This window comes from Nonomuraea sp. bgisy101, assembly GCF_057708945.1.
Window position 1 is genome coordinate 225808 of the sequence record NZ_JBYITD010000014.1, and the last position, 17672, is coordinate 243479.

A 17672-nucleotide genomic window follows, 5' to 3' on the forward strand; every position below is an offset into this window, starting at 1 on the left:
CTCTAACTCATCCGGCAGATCCATTGGACCTCTCCCAGTCGGGGTGCGGTACGGGAGTTACTGGGCGGCTAGCTGTGCGATTTGCTCGGCGTTCAGCACGCCGTCATAGGTGCGGACGTCGTCCACCGCCCCGGGCCAGAAGCCGGTGAAGACGCCTGCGGACTTGGTCCGGCCCAGTTGCAGTGGGCCGGTGGCGTTCCATGCGCTCAGATGGGCGGTGACGGTGGTCGTGGACAGGCGGCCGTTGACGTAGATGCGGAGCTGACCGGCCAGCGGGTCGTACACACCGGCGACATGGGCCCACTCCAGGGGGTTGGGGATGTCGTCGGAGCGGGTGCGGACGAGGGCGGCGGCGTCGGTGTCAGCGGCGGCCATGCCGAGGGTCCACCGCTGCTGTTCCTTGTCGAAGCCGAGCTGGAATCCGGCGGCCCTGCTGCCCGGCTGGGCCACGGCCGCCGTGTCACGGGTGGGCAGGTAGTCGAGCTGGGTCCAGGCGGCCACGGTGAACCCGGTTCTGGTGTTGACCGCGGGCGCGGTCGTCTGGGCGTAACCGTTGACGCCGTCGAGCGCGAGCGCGCCGTCCAGCCATCCCGCCGTCCACGAGGCGGCTCCGGACAGCGTCGCGGCCGTCGCCCGGCCCGAGGCGTCGGCCGCCGACGAGCCGGACTCCTCGTCCAGCTTCCAATGGCCGACCAGCGTGGCAGCGCTGTTGACCAGGTCGGCGATCTCGTCGGCGAACATGGCGCGGCCGTAGACCCGCACCTCGTCGACGTCCCCGGGCCAGTGCTCCGAAGCCGCCCCGTTGACCTTCCCTCGGCCGATCGTCAGGGGGCCTGTGGCGTTCCACGGCGGCGAGACGGCGACCGTGGCCTCCAGTTTGCCGTTCACGTAGAGCGAGACCTGGCCGGCCGCCGAGTCGTAGACGCCGGCCAGGTGGGTCCACTCGTTCAGCCGGGGCGCGGCCGCGGACAGGGCGCGCACCACAGGCGCGCCGTCCGCGTCCGAGCCCGCCATGGTCAGCGCCCAGCGGTCGTTGGCCTTGGCGTACTGCAGCGCGAACGCGCCGGTCCTGCCGCCCTCCTGGGTGACGGCGGTGGCGGAGGCGGCCGTGCCGGTCAGGCGGGCCCAGGCGCTGACGGTGAAGTTGCGGCTGGTGTCGATGACGGGGCCGGAGGTCTGGGCGTAGGCGCCGGCCAGTTTGAGTGCCGTGCCGGTCCTGCCGGAGGTCCAGGTCGCCCCGTACAGCGTCGCCGGGTGGGCCTGCGCGGCGTCGGCGGCCAGGGTGCCCTGGCCCTCGTCCATCGCCCAGTGGCCGCTGGGGCCCCTGCCCGCGTTGACGTTGAAGACGTAGGTGCGGATCGGGCCGAGCTGGCCCGCATGGTCCTTGCTGCGAACCGACAGCACGTTGGGGCCGTCGTGACGCGGCGTCAGCGCGATCGTGGCGGTGCCGTCCTGGCCGGGCGCGACCTCCGTCCTGGGCATGGTGTCGAGGCCCCAGACGTAGGCGGCGACGTCGGCGACGCCGTTCGGGGCGAACGCGAACGTGCCGGGGAGGCCGACCCCGTCGCTCCAGCCGTTCTCCGCGTACTGGGGCGAGGAGATCTCCGGCTCCCTGCCGGGGGCCGTGGTGTCGACGGTGGCCTCGCACCAAGGACTCCAGGCGCTGGTGGCCTTGCCGTCCTCGGCACGGACCCGCCAGCGGATCAGCGCGCCGTCGGCGTACAGGCTCAGCGGGATCGTCGCGTAGAAGGCGGTGCCCGTCGATCCCATGGGGGTGAGGTGCTCGCCCGTCTTCACCCCTGCGGCGTTGTACCACTCGAAACGGCCCTGGACCGAGTTGTCGGCGTCCGACAGCTTCGCCCACAGCTTCGGTGTGGCGGTGCTGATGATCGGCCGTTCTTCGCCGGAGACGCAGGGGCCGCCCGGGTCCGACCAGGCGTCGGCGGCCACCGGGTTGCCGGGCAGCGAGTTGTACTCGATGACCAGGCTCGGGTTGTTCTTGAACTTCTTCCAGGCGTACACGTCGGTCTCGCTGGTGGCGCGCAGGCCGATGGTGACGTTGGGCCACTTCTTGGCGGCGGCGTCCACGACCTGCGAGGTGACGTCGAACTCGACGCCGCCGGGCATACAGGAGGGACCCCAGCCCTTGGCCACGTTCACCGTGGAGAGCAGCCTGGCCCAGGTGGGCTGGTTGTTCCAGGTGGTGCTCTTGCTGATGGGGTTGGTCGCCCAGGCCTCGACCTTGCGGGCGCTGCACGAGTACGACCACGTCTCGTACGTGCGCAGCGTCGCCTTGATGATCTGCTTGCCGTGGATGGTCGAGCCGGTGTTCATCTGGAAGAACGAGCGGTTCTTCTGCGACTCGACGTGACCCACCCTGGCGACGTCGCTGGAGTTGAGGTAGTTGGAGTTGGGCCAGTTGCTCCAGACCGCCGTCCAGGCGTTCCGCGCGGCCGAGAAGTACGGGTCCAGGTAGACGGGGAACCGCGTCTTCGGGTCCGTCATCATCTTCCTGTCAGGCCTGAGCCGCAGCTGCCTGCCCACCAGTTCCACGCCCATCGTGGCCTCGCGGGCCTCGGGAGAGCGGCCCTCCTTGAGCGCCTGCGGGCTGGTGATCCTTTCGGAGTCCCACATCTTCGGGGTGGGCGCGACGAAGATCGTGCCCTTGTTCCTGTCGACGGCCTCAAGGTTGCCCGCCTTGTCCGAGGCCACCGACAGGCCGGAGACCGACAGCGGGAACGTCAGCTCCGTCATGCTCGCCGCGGCCGCTCGCGACTTGACCACCAGGAGGTGGGAGAAGCCGTCCACGTCCGCGGTGACCTGGAGGTCCACGCCGGGCATCACCTCGGCGTAGGTGGCGGTGTCGCCCTTCAGCGTGGGCTTGGGCAGCGCGCCCTGCCAGCCGAGTTCGAGGGACTTGGCGCCGCGCGACAGCTTGGCCAGCGGGGCCTCGCCGCCGCCGGAGAACGTCAGCCCGACCGCCGCCGCGGCCGGGCTGACCGTGCCGTCGGGGTTGAGGCGGAGGGTGGTGTCGACGGGGACCCAGCCGCCGGACTGGCGTACGCGTACCGGCCGTACGTTCTGCTCCAGAGTCAGGGTGCCGTCAGGCTTGGCGAAGACCTGGCGGGTCTCGGTCCGCATCGACTCGATCTCGACCGGCCCGCCGCTGCGGCGGGCCGCCGCGACCGCGGACTCCTCCGTCGTCGATCGCTCCTGGACGCTCTCCGGTGGCTCCGGCGCGGTGTCCGCCCTGGCTGTCACCGCCGGGGGGATCGCTAATATCAACGTCGCCGTGATCAGCCCACGCAGTACCCGCATACGTCCTCGCCCATGGTGAGCAGGGGTTACGCGCGGGACGGGCCACCCGCCCGGCGTCTCCACGATCTTCGATTGACGATCGGATTTTCACCCGGCCTCTACTGTCTGTCCAGAGTTCTGGTCATTCTGCTCAAAGATTTCTTCAGGGGCCGGATCGACATGAAGATATCCGCCAGAAGGGGTGACGGCGGCGGGCCGGCCTGCCCTCGGCGCCCCCATCACTGCTGAGGATGCGCACCGACCTGGCGCGCTCCGCCGGTGCGAGGTGATCGGGGGCGTCGCGCGGAGCGGCCTCGCCGGTCGGTGACCGGCGAGGCCTCCTTCTCACCGCGCTGGGCGTGCCACCGCCGGGGTCACGCTCCGGGGTCCGCGGTCCGCCGGGTGACCACGGCGAGGCCCCGGGGTCACGCTCCGGGGCCTGCGGTCCGCCGGGTGACCACGGCGCGGCCCATGCCGGGGTCGTCGCAGAACGCGCCGTCGATGCCGAGCTCCACGAGCCGGCCCAGCCAGCCCATCACGTCGCCCGTGGCCCGGGAGAAGACCGGGCTCGCCGGGTCGCCGAGCCGGTAGTCGAGGGGGAGCTGGGAGTTCTCGTTGCGCACGGTCCAGACGTGCACCTCCAGCCGCCTTCGATGGGCGTCGGCGATCAGCGTGGTCGGTTGCTGCAGCCTGCCGTCAGGGCCCACGGGCACCACCCGGCGGGTGTCCACGCCGATCCCGTCGGCGTACGCGGCCACCTCGCGCAGCCCCTCCGGCCTGACCATGTCGTCGTAGGTGCGCGGGTCGCCTGCCGCGACCCAGTCGTACGGCGCGCCGCCCCAGGTGATCAGCTGGATCAGCGGCAGTCTGGTCCTGGCGCGCAGGTCGCGCAGGTTGGCGGTCTCGAACGACTGGATGAAGGCCTTGCGCACCCGATGGGTGTTCAGCACTTCGAGCAGCGGCTCCTCCAGCGACAGGCCGATGGAGTCGAAGTAGGTCGGGTGTTTGGTCTCGGGGTAGACGCCCACGCCGTGGCGCTGGGCGAGGCGGACGACCTCGTCGAACGTGGGGATCTCCGCCAGCCCGTCGAAGGCGGCGTTGTCGGGCCGCAGGTCCGGCACGCGTTCCTTGGCGCGCAGCGTCTTGAGCTCGGCGAGCGTGAAGTCCTCGGTGAACCAGCCGGTGACCGCCCGGCCGTCGATCGTCTTGGTGGTGCGCCGCCCGGTGAACTCGGGACGGACGGCCACGTCGGTGGTGCCGGAGATCTCGTTCTCGTGCCGGGCCACCAGCACGTGGTCCTTGGTCGAGACGAGATCGGGCTCGATGTAGTCGGCACCCATCGCGATGGCGGCCTCGTACGACAGCAGCGTGTGCTCGGGCCGGTGGGCGCTGGCGCCCCGGTGGCCGATCACGATGGGGGCATGGTGGCGGCCCTCGGCCGTGGCGGGGTCGGACTGGAACAGCACAACGGCGACCGTACCGCCCGTCAGGACGGCCAGCGCGCCCGCGAGTAGCCTGCGGATCATCATGGCGCGTACGGTAGATCGCCGGGGTGGCCCGGAGGTTACGTGCGGATGGTCGCGAGGTGCTCGTCGGTGAGGCGGCGTGCATGGTCGGGAAGGCCCGAGTAACAGCGGCACGACAATGGCCTGCCCGCCCGTCCAGTGAATCTTGAAACCGGCCCTTCGGTGAGGTACGACACTAACTATTCCGCGTCCTTCAAGATCGGTTGTGCCGGCGCCGGCCGCTCGGTCAGAGTCGGGAGGTGTTGTCGTCACGGGGCAGCCGTACGGCATTCTTTTGCACGGTCATCGGGGCGCGACCCGGTGGTCAACGGGCTGCGGTGGCCGCCCTCGCGGCCCTGGGGTGGATCGTCTTGACCACTAGTGGAAATGCATGTGCGATTTAGTAGAATCACGGCAATTAATTCGGCGAAGGTGTTCAGCGAGGGAGAAGCGTGGCGAAACTCGGCGATCACATGGCGGTCGCCAAAGTGCTTGCCTCGATACCTCAGCTGGAGCCCGCAGATCTCGTGGACGCGGTTATGGGCGAGATGGGTTCGGCCGGGCTTGACGTTCCTTACTCCGCCAGGCGAAAGGTTCATTTCCTCAACATTGCCCGGCACTGCCTGGAGAGCGAGCAGGCGCGCGGCGCGCTGGTGCGGGCGGTGGAGTTCTTCGCCGCGGGGCTCCCGCAGGTGGAGCAGATCAGGAGACTGGCGGGCCTGGCCGACAGCCTCCTCGAGCCGGAGGACGAGCGGCGGATCGAGGAGTTGCTCAGGGGCTACGAGGCGAACGACCTGCGCGCCCTCTACCAGGTGGTCACGGAAGGCAGGGGCGCCGCCTGCCCGGTGGGGCTGACCACCGCGTGGGAGATGTTCGAGTTCCTGCTCGACGTCAACGGCAGGCCCGGCTGGCTGGCGCCGCACCTGCGCTTCGTGGCGTTGCTGCGGGGACGACTGGTCCACCAGGAGCCGGCGAACGACGTCGAGTTGAAGGACGAGCTGAGCAGGTGGCTGTACCACCAGCGCGACCTGCTGCGGGAGTTCGACGATGCGGCCGCGACCGAGCTGGAGCTGTTGCTGCGCCAGCCGCCGCCCTATCAGACCCGTACCGACCTGCCGGTCTGTCTCATCATCGAGATCGACCGCTCGCCCGTGCCCGACGACGGCACCGACCCGCACCGCGTCACCCACTGGACCCAGGCCGACCAGTCGGGCTGGGGCCCGGTGCGCGGCGAGGACGTCGAGCTGCCGTTCGAGCGACTCGGCGACTACGTGGTGGAACTGGTCCTGCGGGCGGAGGAGGAATGGACCGCCGGCGGCCCGCTGCTGCTGGAGTTCATGCTCGCGCCCGACCTGGTCAATCTGGCCGTGGAACGCTGGCCCCGTCAGATCAGCGCGAACCTGCCGCCGCGCGCCCTCGGCCAGGACTACGAGGTGGTGCTGCGCAGCGACGCGCGCCTGCGCCCGCGTCACCGGCACCGGCGCTGGCATGACCGGTGGGGCAGGTTCCTGCGCGGCGAGGGCGGCACTCACCTGATCCCGCTCGACGCGGCCGAGCCCGGTGCGATGCATGACGACCTGGTGAGTGGCTGTCATCTGGTGGCCTGCGTCCTGTCGGCGCCGCCCGACCACCCGATGGGCCGTGCCCAATTGGAGGCCGCTATCGACGCGGGACTGCCGATTGTCCTTTGGTGTCGCGATATAGCATCAAATGTCGAATTTCGGGAGATAGTTCACGACGTCGTCCAGCCGGTCAAACTCAAAAAGCTGCCGGAGAGCATCCTTCAATTGCGCAGTTCAGCGGCCTGTGAGAGTGTGGCCCTGCTTTGGGACGATCCGGACAGGCCAATTCCCCGTGCGCCGCAGCTGAGGGTTGCGCGACAGGTGAAACAAGGGGATCCTTCCTAAGTAGTCAAATTTCATGCGCCGAACCGTGTATCCAAGTGAGGAACGTCCACAGATGAGAGTGGAAGAACCACATGGGGACGGTGAGCTCGCAGCCATTCCCCAGGGGTGGCTCCTCTACCGAGGCACGGGACGGCCGCTGCAGGACATCTCCCTGCGTAGCGCCCTGCCCTCGCCGCCCCCGTGGCGGACCTTCACCGGCGGGCCGCTGATCGACCCCCCGGCGGAGGACCACGAGGAGCTCGACCGCAGGCTCGGCCGGGTCGACACCCTGCCGGTGCGCAAACCCGACCCGCAGGAGGTCATCGCGGTCAACGCCGCTCTCTGCCTGCGCCGCCCGCTGCTGGTCACAGGACCGCCGGGCGTCGGCAAGTCCACTCTGGCCTACCAGGTGAGCCGTGAGCTGCATCTGGGCCCGGTCCTCCGCTGGCCCGTCAACAGCCGCAGCACCTTGCGCTCCGGGCTCTACGACTACGACGCGGTCGCCCGCGTCCAGGACGCCAGGGTCGCGGGAAACGAGCCGAGCGTCGGCAAGTACGTGCAGCTCGGGCCGCTGGGAACGGCGCTGCTGCCCTACGAGCTGCCGCGCGTGCTGCTGATCGACGAGTTCGACAAGGGCGACGCCGACCTCGCCAACGACCTGCTCGACGTGCTGGAGGAAGGCGGCTTCCAGATCAGGGAGCTGTTCCGCGCCCGCTCGGAGCAGCCCGAGACCGTGCACACCGCCGACCCGCGCGGGGCCGCCGCGATCAACCAGGGCGCCGTGACCTGCAGGGCCTTTCCCTTCATCGTCATCACCAGCAACGGCGAGCGCGAGTTCCCGCGCGCCTTCCTGCGGCGGTGCGTCCGGCTGGACATGCCCGAGCCCAGCGCCGAGCGGCTGGCCGAGCTGGTCGGAGCGCACTTCGGCCAGGACGCCGAGCCGTACAAGGACCGGATCATCCGGGAGTTCCTCGACTACCGCAAGCACAACCCCGTGGCCGCCGACCAGCTGCTCAACGCGCTCCACCTGGTCATCACCGGCCAGGACGGCTGGAGCGAGCAGTCCTACAAACAGGTGCTCGACGTGGTGCTACGACGGCTCGACGAGGCAGGCGTGGGGTGAAGGAGCCGGCAGGTCGATCGCCATCCGGCCGCGAGGACGCGCCGCAGTGGCAGGAGGCCGCCGACCTTCTCTGGCTCGCCGCCCACACCGTGGCGGGTCAGGCGGGGGCGCTACCGAAGGCCCCGAGTCGGCCGGCGGGGGAGCCGTCGGACCCTCCCGAACGGCCGCCTCCAGGCCCGGCTCCGCCTCCGCAGATCTCCGACGCCGAGGTGCCCAGCGGCCACGCCGCTGGTTCCGGCCTGCCGTTCGCCGTCGGGCTCCAGCCCGCCGTTCAGGAGGAGGCGGGCGAGCGTGAGGTCGTCGCAGGCTCCGAGTCCACCAGGCGGCGGGCGCTCGTCCAGGCGATGCGGGCGTTCCGGCGCCTGATCGGGTCACCGCACGGCTCGGCCGAACTCGACGAGGAGGCCACCGCCGAGCAGGCCGCGGGCGACGACCTGTGGCTGCCGGTGTTCACTCCCGCACGTGAGCGCCTGCTCGAACTCGACCTGGTGATCGACGACGGCCGCTTCGCGATCCTGCACAGGGCCGCGGCCAACGGTTTCGCGGCGGCACTCAACGACGTCGCCGCCTTCCGGGTGATCCGGACGCACCTGCTCGACGCCGACGTCGAGCGGGAGTCCGAGCTGCGGCTGCGCACCGGGCGAGCGGACGGTCCCGCGACACCCGCCGCCGCGCTCGCGCTGCCCGGCCGTACCGGGCGCCGGCTCATCGTCGTCCTCACCGACGGCATCGGGGACGCCTGGCACACCAGAGCCGCTCACCGGATGCTGGCCCGCTGGGGCAAGCACAACGCGGTCGCCGTGGTGCACCTGCTGCCCACCCGGCTGTGGCGGCGCACGGGCATCGCGCCGGAGCGCGGTGAACTGCGCAACACGCAGCCCGCCGCCCCCGCCATCCAATACGGCGCGGCCGTCCCGGAGGGAACGGTGCCCATCCCGGTCATCGGGCCGGTGGCCGGGCACGTGAAGAGCTGGGCCGAGTTCGTCATGGGCGGCCGTACCCGCTGGTCCGGCGGGGTGCTGGCCTGCGCGCCGGCCGAGGCCGAACCCGAGCCGCCGGAGCCGGAGGAGGACGACGCCTCGGCCAGACAGCGCGTCTGGCGTTTCCGCATGGGCGTCTCGCCGACCGCCTTCGAGCTGGCCGTGCACCTGGCCGCCGCGCCGTTGACCATGTCGGTGATGCGGCTCGTGCAGCGCAGGCTGGCGCCCAGGGCCACCGAGGCGCACCTGGCCGAGGTCCTGGGCAGCGATCTGGTACGGCGGGCGAGCTCGGCGCGGACGCGGCCCAGCGTGCCGTACGACTTCGTGCCGGGCGTGCGGGCCGAACTGCTGCAGGCGGGCAGGCGGTCGGAGACGGCCGAGGTGCTGGTCGCGGTCGTCGACCACCTCGGCCAGGAGGTGGGTGAGTTACGTGGGCTGCGCGACGTGATCATCTCGCCGGGCAGCGCGCCGGTGCCCGATCTGCCACCGGAGCTGTCGCCGCTGGTCGAGCCCACCGTGTCCGCCCTGGAGGCGATGGCAGGACGCTACACGGTGCCCGCGCGGCGGATCAGGGATTCCTTTCGTGGTCAGGAAGGCATGCATGAGTCCGCCATGGGGCAGGCCTTCAGTCGTGATCTTCCACGCCCGGAGGACACCGTCTACCCGCATGTCGTGAAGGATCCATCGCCGCCGGACCCGTTTGGAGTAACGATCAATATGAGCGCCGTCCCACTAGCCCCTAAGCGTGAGTCCCACGAGCCGACGCCGGTCTGGAACGTCCCGCAGAAGAACGCCAGCTTCACCGGCCGTGAGGAGATGCTGGCGCTGCTGCACGAGCGGTTGTCGGCGGGAACGACGGCGGTGCTTCCCGAGGCGCTACATGGTCTGGGCGGCGTGGGCAAGTCACAGATCGCCATTGAGTACTGCTATCGCCATCAGGACAAGTACGACCTGATCTGGTGGATCCCCTCAGAACGCTTGACCATGGTCCGGCAGGCGTTCGTGGATCTGGCCGTCCACCTCGACCTGAACGTCACCGAGCCGAACGTGGCCGTTCCCGCGGTGAAGGAGGCGCTGCGGCTGGGCCGGCCGTACGCCGACTGGCTGCTGATCTTCGACAACGCCGAGAACGTGGAGGAGATCAGGAAGTTCTTCCCCACCAACGGCCCCGGGAAGATCATGGTGACCTCCCGCTCGCGCGACTGGTTCTCCTACGCCGCCCCGCTCGAGGTCGATGTCTTCACGCGGGAGGAGAGTCGCGAGCTGCTGCGCCTGCGGGGTCCGGAGCTGAGCGACAGGGACGCCGACGAGATCTCCAGCCGTCTGGGCGACCTGCCACTGGCGATCGAGCAGGCGGCCGTCTGGCTGTCGGAGACGGGCATGCCCACCTCGGAGTACCTGCAGCTCTTCGACGAGCACAGCACCGAGCTGCTGCAGGTGGAGGGCGCGGAGGTGCCGGTCGCGGCGGCGTGGAACGTCTCGTTCGACCGGTTGAGGGAGAGCCATCCCGCGGCCCTGCAGCTCCTGCAGGTGTGCGCCTTCCTCGCGCCCGAGCCCATCCCGAGGTCGCTGCTGACCAGCAGCCGCGACATGGAGGGACCGCCCGAGCTGCTGCAGGCGCTGCGCGACCCGATCGCGCTCAGCCGCACCACCCGCGCCATCAACCAGTACGCGCTCGCCAAGCTGAACCACCGTGACAACACCGTCTCCCTGCACCGGCTGGTGCAGCGCGTGGTCACCAGCCAGCTGTCGGACGACGAACGGATGTTGTTCCGGCACTGCGGCCATCTGATGCTGGCCAACGCCGACCCCAAGGCACCCGGCAACCGCGCTCGCTGGCCGGAGTACCACGCGCTCTTCCCGCACGTGTTCGCCTCCAAGCTGGAGGAGTGCACCGACCCGTGGGCCAGGGAGCTGTTCCTCAATCTCATCGACTTCCTCTACCTGTGGGGCGACCACAACGGCTTCATCTCCATGGCGCAACGCGCGGTGGAGACCTGGAGCGCGAACCTCGGGCCCGAGCACGACGCGACCCTCGCCGCCGAGCTGCGCCTGGGCCGGGCACTGCGGCTGTTCGCCGACTTCCAGGCGGCCTACCGCCACCACCTGCACGCACGTGACGCGCTGCGTGAGCGGCTCGGTCCCGACCATGAGCGCACGCTGGAGGCACAGGGCTATCTGGGCGCGGACCTGCGTTACCTGGGCCGGTTCGACGAGGCGCTGGAGATCGACCGCCAGGCGTTCGAGACGCTGCGCCGCCGCTTCGGCCCCGACGACCCGCTCACCCTGGAGCAGGCCCACCTGCTGGCCATCGACTACCGCCTGACGGGCGACCCCGCCAAGGCCAGGGAACTGGACGAGGACACCTACCGGAGAAAGCAGGAGGTGCTCGGACCCGACAACCTCAGCACCATCAGCTCGCGCGTCGCCCTGACGATCGACATCATGGAGTGCGGCCACTACCTGGAGGCGCGCAACCTCCAGGAGATCCACACCAACGAGATGCGCCGCCGTTTCCAGAACTCCCACCCCGGCACCATGGACGCCATCGGCCTGCTGTCGGTGATGAGCCGCAAGGCGGGCAGGCAGGACGAGGCGCTCAAGCTCTCAGAGGAGGCGATGTCGCTGTTCAGGGCCCGCTACGGCGAGAAGGCCCAGACCACGGTGGCCATCACCCTCAACCACGCCATCAACCTGCGCCACATCGGAGACCTGACTCAATCGCTCGAGCTGGGCATGCGCGCCAAGCAGCTCTACGAGGAGATCTTCGGTCCCGAGCACGCCAACACGCCCACCGCGGCGGTCAACGTCGCGGTCGGCCTGCGGCTCATGGGGCGGCTCGACGAGGCCCGTGACCTGGACCGCAAGGCTCTGGAGGACCTCACCAGGATGTTGGGTGAGCAGCATCCGCGCACGCTCATCTGCGCGGTCAACTACGCCAGCGACCTGTACGAGCTGGGCGAGTACGAGCAGGCGCTGGAGCTGGACCGGCGGACCCTCGAACGGCTGCGCGCCGGACAGGGGGACGAGCACCCGACCGCGCTCGCGTGCGCGTTCAATCTCAGCATGGATCTGCAGGCGGTGGGTCAGGAGACGGAGGCGGCAACCCTGCTGGCCGAATCACTGGCCGGCTACCGGCGAGTGCTGGGGGAAGACCATCCCGCGCTCAAATCCCGCGGCCAAGGAAAGCGGGCAAACTGCGACATCTACCCAATCTCCGTGTAGCGGGTGCTGTAAAAGCCAAAAGCGGACAGCGTGGTCCCGTTGCCGACAGGTTCCACAAAGAACCCGGGAGTATTGCGACGTGAGCGAAAGTGCTGAGTTCCCGTGGCGTAAAAGCACGTGGAGCGACGGGACGGGGGGTGGGTGCGTGACCGTCGCCCATCTCGGGGCCGACTGTGCGATCAGCGACAGCAGGAATCCCGGTCCCTACGTCCTGGTGTCGTTAGGTTCGTGGCGAGCTTTCATCGCCGGAGTCAAAAAGGGGGAATTCGGACGGGTAGCGAGCGGGGCGCCGGCGCAGCGCCCCAACCCCTCAGATGGCGCGTGATCTGATCGAACTCATGAAGGCGGCCCATGCCTCGCGGGAGAAGCTGAGGTGCGGGCCGCCGGGATCCTTGGAGTCACGGACTCCCAGCCTGTCTCCGAGCTCCGCCACCTCGACGCAGGTGCCGAACTCCTGCTCGGTGCTGTGTGTGCTCTTGCGCCACGCGGGTGCGTCGTGCATGTCTACCCCTTTCGCAACTCCGGAACGTGATTACTCGACTACTCTACAGAGAGTGCGGGTGGCGGTCGGCAGCATGGCATTTCCGTATACGGCGGGATCTTTCCCATAAGATGCGACTATGTTGCCAATCAAGCCGAAAGCGGCAGATTTCGACCTTTCCTCCGTTGTATGGACGAGCAGCGAGACCGGCCGGACTATTGAGGATCCGATAGAAATCGCCTTCATTGGGGAAAATATCCTCATGCGCAACGGTGGCGACAAGGACGGCGTGATCCTGGTCTTCACCCAGGCCGAATGGGACGCCTTCGTCGCCGGCGCGCTCGACGGCGAGTTCGACTACGACGGTCAGGACCGGTAGCGCTCGATCGCGTCCGCCAGAGCGCGCACGGGCGAGGAGTCCGCGCCTTCCAGCAGCTCCAGGACGTTCAGGAGGTCGGTCAGCCCCGTGGGATAGCCACCGCAGACGCTTGCCAGGCTCAGCAGGGCCGCGCGGGTTCGCGTGTCGCGCTTCACCAGGCCCTCGACAGGCGGGCCGAGCAGGCGCAGGACGTCGTCGCGATCCTGCGGGGTCCGCAGTGAAGGAACCCGCTCCATCGTCGTCACGAGCTCCAGGAGCGAAAGCGGGCGGTGCTCCGTACCCTCCGTGCCGGATGAAGGAGGAAGCACATCCAGCAGCGCTCGTACATAGGCGGCGGCCGCCAGCGACGCGGCGGGCTGCCACAGGTCCGACTTCGCCGCGTCGCCGTAGTCGCTCACGCCCCTGACGACCAGGCACCCCCGTCCGTCGAGCGCCGAGCCGACGGCCACACCCGCCGCCTCCATCTCGATGGCGAGCAGATCCTCCCGCCGCGCGAGCTCGTCTCTGCGGCGCGCGCTGCGCAGCAGTTCGTCGCCGCTCCCGATCCGGCCGTGGAAGACCTGCACGTCCCGCTCGGCGGGCGGACGCTCGTAGAGCGGCGAGGGCGGCGGGCTCCCACGGTCGCGCCACGGGCGCTCGCCGCGCAGCGCCGCCGCGCGCAACTCGTTGACCCCGCGCAGGAGCCGCGGCGCGGCCACCAGCGTCGCGCCTCTGGTCGAGACGCCCTCGTCGGTCACCCTGACGTGGCTGTAATGGACCACGCCGGCGGTCCCCACGACGACATCGCCGAGCCGCACGTCCCGTTCGGGATCGTCGCTCCTCGGCACGCCCAGGGCGATCCCGCACATGATCACGGTCTCGATCCGCGGGAAGCTGCGCACCAGATGCGCGCAGGCGTGGGCCGCCGCGCTGTTGCCCGTGGTGGTCAGCACCGTGGTCACCACCGGGCCACACGGCAATTCGGCCACCACGTACTGGTTGGGATCACCGCCAGGCGCCCGAACCTCCCGCATATCGCCCAGCACGTGCCGGACCGCGACGGACTCCACGGGCAGAGCGGTGATGACGCCGATCATAAGCTCCCAGCCTAGACCTGGGACGGCACAGCAGATCACGATAATTCCTGGAATTCGCCGGCAGGTGAGGGAGCAGCATGCAGGAACTGGTCATCGGAGTCGTCAGCTCGTTGATCGCCACGGCACTCACGGTCGCGGCCGGCTGGTTCGGCCTGTCCTGGCCGCGACGGATGCTCCTGCGCCTGCTGTCGCGGATGTCGGGAGTGGGCGTCCTGCGCTCCTATCCCAAACAGTCGGCGGCCAACGCGGACCTGGCGGCCGACCTGCGCGCGGCCCGCTGGGTCAAGGTGCTGACCGGGCGCGGCAACGAGCTGACCCGCGACAGCTTCCAGGAAGTCTGGCGGCCCGGCAACCCGCGCCTGGAGTCGACGCGAGTCCTGCTTCCCGACCCCGCGGACGCGGGAGGGTGGCTGCGGGCCCGTGAGGACGAGATACGGCGGACGGATCCGGGGATCGAGAGCGGGCTGCTGGCCAAGCAGGTCTCGACGAACATCGACTACGTGACCGCGGTGGCCGCGAGGAACGCCTCGGTGGAGTTACGGCTGTTCGACGCGCCCCACAGCTGCCGGGTGATCGTCACCGACCGCCTGGCGTACTTCACTCCGTACCTGCAGGAGACGCACGGACGCAACTCGCCGTGCCTGGTCTTCGGGAACGGCAGCCCGATGTACGACTATCTGCTGCGGCTGTTCGACGGGCTGTGGCAGGCGGGCGCCAGGTGATCGGCCCCGCTGGGGCCGAAAGTCCCTTGTCGACGCACCCTCAGGCGCCCGCATGTCCCTCCCTGGCCGTTTTCGGACCAAGGGCCTCCCGGCCCGGGCCGTACGGCACTGCCGGCAGGACGGCGGAAGCGCTGTGATGGGCATGGGACAAGGGAGGACAGCATGGCCACGACACACAACAGGCCCGTCATGGACGCCGATCCCAGCAGGACCGTGACGCGCCCCCTCGCCTACGTCTGGGCGATCGTTCGTCTCTCCATCGGCTGGGTGTTCCTGTGGGCGTTCCTCGACAAGACCTTCGGCTGGGGCTTCGCCACCCCCGCCGGCCGCGCGTGGACCAACGGCGGCAGCCCCACCACCGGCTTCCTCAAGGGCGGCAACTTCGCGGCTCTGGCCGGGCAGCCGTGGGTGGACTGGCTGTTCATGGCCGGGCTGCTCGGCGTCGGCCTCGCGCTCGTGCTCGGCATCGGGACCCGCGTCGCCGCCGCGGCCGGCGGGCTGATGCTGGCGCTCATGTGGGCGGCGGAGCTGCCCCTGGCCACCAACCCGTTCATGGACGAGCACGTGATCTACGCCATGGTGCTGATCGGCCTGGCGATGGCCGGCGCCGGTGACACCCTCGGTCTCGGGAAGCTCGTCCGGAACCCATACCTCAAGTAGCCGGTGACAGGCGACGCCCACCCCGCTGGGGTGGGCGTCGTCGTCGGCCAGGCTGGGTCACAGAGGCAGAATCCTCACATCGCCGACGCCGGAAGAGATCGAGATCTTGCGTGGTGCGCCGGCGTCGTCGGTCACCTTCACCTCGGCGCTGCCCACGCCGGTGTCGGTCGTCACGTGGTAGGGGCCCTGGGGGACGCGGAGCGTGGCATCGCCCGCGCCCGTCTCCACCTCGACGCTGTCCGGCGGGCTGCTGAACTTCAGGTCGAGCGCGCCCGCGCCCGTCTCGGCGAAGAGCCGCTTGCCCGCCAGCCCGTTGGCGTCGATGTCGCCCGCGCCCGTCGTCGCCTCGACCTCGCCCGTCAGCGAGCGCAGCGTGATGTCGCCGGCGCCGTTGTCGATCTTGACCTTCACGGCCTTGGGAACTTCGATCGTGTAGTCGACCCAGCAGTTGTCGAACGTCCTCTTGCAGTCGTAGGACAGTTCGAGGACGTCGCCCTTCACCTCGTGCGAAGGCTCGGGCTTGTTGTTGCGCCAGTTCATGTTCTCGGTGACCTTGATCCCGGTCCTGTCGGTCTCGTTGACCACGACATCGCCGGCCTCGCCCTTCACGGTCAGCCGGATGACCTTGTCGGTCACCTCGTAGGACTCGGTCTTCTTCTCCGTGGCCCCGCCGAACCCGACGACCCCGCAGCCTGTCAATATCGTCGCGGAGGCCGCCAGCGCGGCCACGGCGATCATGCCCCTCGTCCTCATGTCCTCCATGCTCTCGTGAGCGGCGGGAGGCGGCATCGGGGATCACCCCTACGCGTCCCGGACCAACCCTGGATCCGCCCCCGGCCTGGGATTCGATGTGGGCGCCGATGCCGTGGACGGGGACAGCCGGGCGTCACCGAGGTGCTCCGGAGAGTCGCCGTTGGCGATGACCTTGACGAGGGTCCGGCGGGCCATGGATAAACCGGACGAAACCGGAAAAGGTGGACTAGTGAGCTTCCCATAGGAAGAAAAGGAGACGCCATGTCTTCTTCGCCTATGCATCGTTCCATGCAGATCGCCGAGCCTGGCGGGGACATGTCCCTGGTTCAGGTGGAAACCCGGGAGCCGGGCCCTGGCCAGGTGCGGATCACCGTCGAGGCGTGTGGGGTGTGCCACTCCGACGCGCTGATCACCGGCGGATACATCCCCGGCACCACCTTTCCCGTCACCACAGGGCACGAGATCGCGGGACGCATCGACGCGATCGGCGGCGACGTCACCGGCTGGTCCGTCGGTGATCGGGTGGCGGTCGGCTGGTACGGAGGCAGCTGCGGCCACTGCGACGCCTGCAGGGAGGGCGACGGCGTCCTGTGCCCTGAGCTCCAGGTGCCCGGCGTCGCGTACGCAGGAGGGTTCGCCGACTCCGTCGTCGTGCCGGCCGTCGCCCTGGCCGCGATCCCGGACGAGCTCACGGCGGCGGAAGCCGCGCCCCTGGCCTGTGCCGGCGTGACCGTGTACAACGCGTTGCGCCGTAGCTCCGCCCGCTCGGGTGACACCGTGGCGATCCTCGGGCTGGGCGGACTGGGGCACCTGGGCGTTCAGTTCGCCTCGAAGATGGGCTTCGACACCATCGCGATGGCCCGCGGTCCCGAGAAGGCGTCGCTGGCACACAAGCTCGGCGCGTCCCACTACATCGACAGTGCCACCTCGAGCACGGCCGACGCGCTGCAGGCCCTCGGAGGGGCCAAGGTGGTGTTGGCGACGGTGACCGACGCCGCGGCGATGTCCGCGACGATCGACGGGCTGGGACGCCGCGGCGAGCTCGTCATCGTCGGCGTCGCCATGGAGCCGGTGAACGTCACGCCGCTGCAGCTCGTGAGCAGGGCACGACGGGTGTACGGGCACGCCTCCGGCATCGCGGTCGACACCCAGAACACCATGAGGTTCGCCGTCCAGAGCGGCGTCCGGGCGTGGATCGAGGAGGTTGCGCTGGAGGAGGCGGGTGCGGCGTTCCAGAAGATGCTCTCCGGCCAGGCCCGCTTCCGCATGGTCCTGACCACCGGCAACTGAGCACCCCGTGACAGGGGGTCGCTGACCGTTTCCTGCGGCGGCCGGTCAGGTACGCCACGCGCGGCCGCCGCGCCGGGCGACTGCCACGAGACCCGAGCCTGCCCCGACCCGAGGGCCCGCCTGCCACCTGACGCTGGTCCGCGCCTTTCTCCCCCGAGCCCACCTGAGTCTCCCCGAGCCCACCTGAGTCTCCCCGAGCCGCCTGAGTCTTTCCGAGGCCGCCTGAGCTGGACGCCCCACTGCGCCTCAGCGGGCGTCCATTAGTGCAAGATCTGAGCTTCTTCTGCTCGTCAGC

Annotated in this window: 13 protein-coding genes; 8 read left to right on the forward strand and 5 right to left on the reverse strand. The window is 69.6% G+C overall.

The genetic code is table 11. The features are described 5' to 3' along the window. Positions 1-57 precede the first annotated feature (57 nt). A complete protein-coding gene (locus AC3EO4_RS26770; RefSeq protein WP_431898405.1) occupies positions 58-3318 on the reverse strand; it encodes a LamG-like jellyroll fold domain-containing protein in 3261 nt (1086 codons plus the stop codon). A 404-nt stretch (positions 3319-3722) separates the two neighbouring features. Then, positions 3723-4826: a glycerophosphodiester phosphodiesterase gene (locus AC3EO4_RS26775; RefSeq protein WP_379580092.1), complete on the reverse strand. Its 1104-nt coding sequence runs from the start codon at positions 4824-4826 to the stop codon at positions 3723-3725. A gap of 428 nt (positions 4827-5254) precedes the next feature. Here AC3EO4_RS26775 and AC3EO4_RS26780 point away from each other — a divergent pair, with 428 nt between their 5' ends. From AC3EO4_RS26780 to AC3EO4_RS26795, 4 genes are all read left to right on the forward strand, one after another. Continuing rightward, entirely contained in the window at positions 5255-6709 is a 1455-nt protein-coding gene (locus AC3EO4_RS26780) for a VMAP-C domain-containing protein (RefSeq protein ID WP_379580091.1), read from the forward strand. Positions 6710-6761: 52 nt separating this feature from the next. Next, positions 6762-7811 carry an AAA family ATPase gene (locus tag AC3EO4_RS26785; protein WP_379580089.1) on the forward strand — a complete coding sequence of 350 codons (1050 nt, stop codon included), beginning with the start codon at positions 6762-6764 and terminating at the stop codon, positions 7809-7811. Beyond that, positions 7808-12016 (forward strand): FxSxx-COOH system tetratricopeptide repeat protein, encoded by a 4209-nt coding sequence (gene fxsT, locus AC3EO4_RS26790; RefSeq protein WP_431898406.1) that lies wholly within the window; start codon positions 7808-7810, stop codon positions 12014-12016. Before AC3EO4_RS26785 ends, fxsT begins: the two co-directional genes overlap by 4 nt. 79 nt (positions 12017-12095) lie before the next feature. Further along, positions 12096-12341 (forward strand): DUF397 domain-containing protein, encoded by a 246-nt coding sequence (locus tag AC3EO4_RS26795; RefSeq protein ID WP_379580086.1) that lies wholly within the window; start codon positions 12096-12098, stop codon positions 12339-12341. Here AC3EO4_RS26795 and AC3EO4_RS26800 read toward each other — a convergent pair. Next, complete coding sequence (locus AC3EO4_RS26800) at positions 12327-12518, reverse strand: DUF397 domain-containing protein (RefSeq protein ID WP_379580085.1); 192 nt, start codon at positions 12516-12518, stop codon at positions 12327-12329. The two genes, AC3EO4_RS26795 and AC3EO4_RS26800, sit on opposite strands and share 15 nt — an antisense overlap. Before the next feature lie 118 nt (positions 12519-12636). Here AC3EO4_RS26800 and AC3EO4_RS26805 point away from each other — a divergent pair, with 118 nt between their 5' ends. Next, on the forward strand, positions 12637-12876 hold the full coding sequence (locus tag AC3EO4_RS26805; RefSeq protein ID WP_379580083.1) for a DUF397 domain-containing protein: 240 nt from the start codon (positions 12637-12639) through the stop codon (positions 12874-12876). On the opposite strand, the gene AC3EO4_RS26810 is transcribed toward AC3EO4_RS26805, so the two are convergent. Continuing rightward, positions 12864-13952 carry an effector-associated domain 2-containing protein gene (locus AC3EO4_RS26810; protein WP_379580081.1) on the reverse strand — a complete coding sequence of 363 codons (1089 nt, stop codon included), beginning with the start codon at positions 13950-13952 and terminating at the stop codon, positions 12864-12866. The two genes, AC3EO4_RS26805 and AC3EO4_RS26810, sit on opposite strands and share 13 nt — an antisense overlap. 77 nt (positions 13953-14029) lie before the next feature. Here AC3EO4_RS26810 and AC3EO4_RS26815 point away from each other — a divergent pair, with 77 nt between their 5' ends. Both AC3EO4_RS26815 and AC3EO4_RS26820 read left to right on the forward strand, forming a co-directional pair. Beyond that, complete coding sequence (locus AC3EO4_RS26815; protein WP_379580079.1) at positions 14030-14674, forward strand: DUF5919 domain-containing protein; 645 nt, start codon at positions 14030-14032, stop codon at positions 14672-14674. Between the two features lie 162 nt (positions 14675-14836). Next, positions 14837-15334: a DoxX family membrane protein gene (locus tag AC3EO4_RS26820; protein WP_379580077.1), complete on the forward strand. Its 498-nt coding sequence runs from the start codon at positions 14837-14839 to the stop codon at positions 15332-15334. 57 nt (positions 15335-15391) lie between these two features. Here the strand turns inward: AC3EO4_RS26820 and AC3EO4_RS26825 are convergent, their stop codons facing one another. Next, positions 15392-16087, reverse strand: coding sequence for a DUF4097 family beta strand repeat-containing protein (locus tag AC3EO4_RS26825; RefSeq protein ID WP_379580075.1), 696 nt, complete (start codon positions 16085-16087; stop codon positions 15392-15394). 261 nt (positions 16088-16348) lie between these two features. Between AC3EO4_RS26825 and AC3EO4_RS26830 the strand changes: the two genes are divergently transcribed. Then, positions 16349-17377 carry an alcohol dehydrogenase catalytic domain-containing protein gene (locus AC3EO4_RS26830; protein WP_379580073.1) on the forward strand — a complete coding sequence of 343 codons (1029 nt, stop codon included), beginning with the start codon at positions 16349-16351 and terminating at the stop codon, positions 17375-17377. The last annotated feature ends 295 nt before the right edge of the window (positions 17378-17672 follow it).